5 protein-coding genes are annotated in these 3,742 nt (G+C 52.8%); 1 reads left to right on the forward strand and 4 read right to left on the reverse strand.

Going from position 1 to position 3,742, the window contains the following annotated elements; all coding sequences use genetic code 11:
- Together ACEPPX_RS11510 and ACEPPX_RS11515 are read right to left on the reverse strand one after the other, a co-directional pair.
- Nucleotides 1-326, reverse strand: a 326-nt coding sequence (locus tag ACEPPX_RS11510; RefSeq protein WP_416624149.1) for a phage tail protein, incomplete at its 3' end; no start/stop codon positions are given.
- Nucleotides 326-3,025, reverse strand: a complete 2,700-nt coding sequence (locus ACEPPX_RS11515; RefSeq protein ID WP_416624150.1) for a phage tail tape measure protein — start codon at nucleotides 3,023-3,025, stop codon at nucleotides 326-328. The genes ACEPPX_RS11510 and ACEPPX_RS11515, both read right to left, overlap by 1 nt.
- 40 nt (nucleotides 3,026-3,065) lie before the next feature.
- Here ACEPPX_RS11515 and ACEPPX_RS11520 point away from each other — a divergent pair, with 40 nt between their 5' ends.
- The gene (locus ACEPPX_RS11520; RefSeq protein WP_156503410.1) at nucleotides 3,066-3,242 is read left to right on the forward strand and encodes a hypothetical protein; all 177 of its coding nucleotides are present in this window, start codon (nucleotides 3,066-3,068) and stop codon (nucleotides 3,240-3,242) included.
- A 23-nt stretch (nucleotides 3,243-3,265) separates the two neighbouring features.
- Here the strand turns inward: ACEPPX_RS11520 and ACEPPX_RS11525 are convergent, their stop codons facing one another.
- Both ACEPPX_RS11525 and ACEPPX_RS11530 read right to left on the reverse strand, forming a co-directional pair.
- The gene (locus tag ACEPPX_RS11525) at nucleotides 3,266-3,382 is read right to left on the reverse strand and encodes a GpE family phage tail protein (protein WP_416624151.1); all 117 of its coding nucleotides are present in this window, start codon (nucleotides 3,380-3,382) and stop codon (nucleotides 3,266-3,268) included.
- Between the two features lie 58 nt (nucleotides 3,383-3,440).
- A complete protein-coding gene (locus ACEPPX_RS11530; protein ID WP_416624152.1) occupies nucleotides 3,441-3,719 on the reverse strand; it encodes a phage tail assembly protein in 279 nt (92 codons plus the stop codon).
- Between the last annotated feature and the right edge of the window lie 23 nt (nucleotides 3,720-3,742).

Genomic DNA, 3,742 nt, shown 5'->3' on the forward strand with positions numbered 1-3,742 from the left:
CGGCCTTGTCCGTCCTGTATCAGCGTGCGCTCAGCCAAACGCTCAATCACAAACCAGCCCACAAAGCGACCACTGCCATATACCAAAGCCTGTGCTTGTTGGCTCTCTTTGGCTGCCAGCAAACCTTTGTAAGCCGTATCGGGATTCCCCAGCATCCAATGTAGCTTCAGCGTAAAGCGCATGGTTGTCAGATCATTTCCCATTGCCTGCAGTCTTGGACGGCCCTGCAATACATCGTGCTTGGCAAATCTCGCCTCGTGCTGCGCTTCCAGCCGCTCGAAACCCTGCAACAGCTCAAAGCGCACATCACCCAACATTGCGTACATCAATAAGCCCTCCGTTCACGGTCGGCCATCATGCGCTGAAACAGTGTTTCAAATTCGCGCAAGCCCATTTGCAAGGCTGTTTGAATCTGCGCGGGGTCGCCGCCGGGTGCATTGATAGTCGGATTGAAATTAACCGTGATACTGCTGTTTACAGCCGAAGCAGCTACCGAGTTTTGTTGCTGCGAACGGGCTTCTGCAAATGCCTCGCTGCTGCCCGACACCCGCGCTGCAATGTCACTGCGCCACTGCCCGATACGCTCGGCAAAGCGCTGCTTCAGACGGCCTGCCATATTGCCGACAGTAGCCACGGGCTTGTCTGCTCCCTTGCCGATACCTATAGACAAGCCTTGCGTGATAAATTCTCCATAGGAGCGGAACACCCGTGACGGTGAGTGGATGGCCATACCTTTGCGGTCAGATGTAAACGCCGATTTCACTGCCGCCACTACGCCCTGAACCGCCGCCACTGCCCGTCCGATACCAGCCTTAATGCCGTTGACCAAACCGTCGATCATTTGGCTGCCGTATACGGAAAAGCGCCCCCACAAACCGGAAAGCCAAACCCACACGGCATTAAAGGCCGCTTGAAAAGCAAACACTGGGGAAAAGTTCGTAATCAGGTTAATCAGCGCATTCAGGCCGTTGTTGAAGAAGGTGGTAATGCTCGTCCACGCATTCAGCACAATGCCGACTAAGCCGCTGATTTTTTCGCCCAACCACACGCCGACGGTTTCGCCGAAGCTGCGTGCGCCGCCCTCAGCCATCTGCGTGGTACTGAAAAAATCACCGAAGAAGTCGATAATCGGCTGCACAAACGGCTGCACCATTGTCCACAAACCCGACAATGCCGAAGCAATTGCGTCCACCACCGGCATAATCAGCGGCGCGATGGTCTTCCATACGCCCGACAAAGCATTGACGAGCTGGTCGAATGCCGGTTTCAGCGGTGCCAGTCCTTGCAGCAGACCATCCCACAATCCGGCAAAAAATCCCTTAATCGGATTCCACGCCTTGTAAACCGCCCAAGCGACTAACGCAATCGCACCAACCGCCAATGCCACCGGCCACATGGCAATCAAGGAGGACACACTGAAACTCATCATGGCGGCACGGGCAGCGGATAAGGCGCGGACGAGCGTGCCTAAGCGTCCGGGTACATCGGCGGGCAGAATACCGCCCTTCATTACCAGAGAGACCAATTGCGCCGTTACCTTAAATGATTGCAGCGCACCTTTAGCGGTCAGCAAGCCGGCCGTGATCCGGTTAGCCGCTACCCGAACCAGCCAGCCACCGGCAACCAGAGAGGCCAAAGCCATTACGGTTTTGATGATATAGCCTGTCAATACCGGATGTGCATTTGCCCAATCGGCCAGCTTGTTGGTAATCTGAATGATTCCACCGATAAAATCATTGACCGCAGGCAGAATCACGCTACCGACAGTAATACCAAGCTCGGATAAGCCGTTTTTCATGATCTGCAATTGATTGGCCGTAGTTGCAGAGCGGTTTTCAAACTCACGCTGCATTGACCCAAGGTATTTCAGATTGCCAGAAGCATCTTTTTCTGAGAGTAAATCCAACTGGCGGTTGTATTCTCCGACATTGTTGGCCAGCAGCAATGCATCATCGGCATACTGTTTGCCGAACATACTCATCAATAGGGGATATTGCTGATCTTTCGGCAGTTGCTTGACCCGTGCCAGCAAATTGAGAATCGCACCTTGCGCGTCTTTGTTCATCGCATCGGCAAACTCTTTGGTGGTCAGCCCCAATTCTGCCAAAGCAGCGGCTTCGTTTTTACCGCCGACTTTTAAAACAGACAGAGAAGTCGTCATACCTTTAATAGCTTGGGCTGCAAGCTCGGGGGCTTTGCCCATACTTAGAAAGGTACTGCCCAACGCTGCCGCTTGATTTTCAGTTAAGCCAAGCTGTTTGGTATCGCTGCCGACACGGGTAAGCACGTTGACAATATCGGCAGCTTTTGAGTTGGCATTATCTGACAAGTGGTTGATGGCATCTCCCAGCCTGCTGATTTTCGGAATCGGAATCTGCAATACATTGGACAGTGTAGCCATTGATTCGCCAGCCTGCCCGGCAGCCATATCGAAAGCCACGCCCATTTTGGCAGCATCCGATGCGAAAACGGTCAGGTGTTCACGTGCAACACCGCTTTGACCGCCAGCTGCGACAATCGCGGCCAACTCATCTGCCGCCATCGGAATCTTGCGCGTCATGCGCAAAATGTCCTGCTCCATTTCCTTGAACTGTTGCGGGGTATCGAAATTGACCACTTTTTTCACATCGGCCATTGATGATTCAAAATCAATCGCCAGCTTGACAGGTAATGCCACCATACCGGCCGCGCCTACCGCTGCCTGCCATTGGCCTTTCAAATTTTGCCATTGCTGGGTATTGGCGGCTTTGGCCGCCTGAACCTGTTGCAACTTGGTGAAGCTAACGGTTAGCTTTTTAATGGAACGGTCGATTTTGTCGTATTCCTGCCACAGCTGTTTGGCTGACTGCACGCCCAAGCGATCTTTGTTCCGCTCCAACACGCTTCCCAGCTCACGCTGCCGAGCCTGTAGTGTGCCGGTTGTTGACTCCAGTGTTTTCATAGCTTTGCTGACACTGGCCAAACCCGACAATGCACCGCCAACAGCGGCGGATACAGAAATCGAAACACCTAAATCAGAAGCCATGTGGTAATATCCTACTTATGAATAGTGAAGGGGAAGAAAGATGTTAGCCTTTGCCGCCGTTATCCTGTTTTTGATTGCTGCAGCTGCCGGCTTAGCCGCGCTTGCTGGATTTGCTTGGGGCATACTGGAATGGATTTACGAAGCATGGTTCAAAAAAGAACCCGAACCTAATGGTTGGTGTCCGCGCCTTGCTGAAGAAACTAAGCCTCATCACTAAGCCATCGGTAAAGTCCAAATCATTCAACCCCGCACATAGCCCGCCTTCATTTGGCGGGTTGCTTCTTTCTGCCAGTCTTCAAATTCGTCTAACGGCAGCGCATATACCTCTTGCACGCTCCATCCAAACCACCATGCCACATCGGCCGCCGCCGCGAGAATCCTTCGGTCGGCCTCTTCTCGGCTCAGCCGATCTGCATTACGCTTTTTGCCCGGGAAAGCAATTTTGCAATGCTGCCAAGTCCTCCAAATCCAGTAAATCCAAGTCCTCCGGTACCAAGCCGGTTACACGGGCGATAATCGCCAAGCCTTGTTCGGCTTCGTTTTCGATATGGGTTACCGCGCGCAAATCCCCCACACGGGTGCGGCGCACGCTCACTTTTTCCAACATCTCGCCCGTCGGCAGGCGTACCGGATATTTCAGCTTAACTTCTTGGCTGATGCCCATATCATTTTGCAGTTGTTTGGCTTCATTCATTTTTGCAATCCTTTTTCAAAAAA

This window comes from Neisseria sp. S1, assembly GCF_048060015.1.
In the GTDB taxonomy this organism is placed as follows: Bacteria; Pseudomonadota; Gammaproteobacteria; order Burkholderiales; family Neisseriaceae; genus Neisseria; species Neisseria arctica.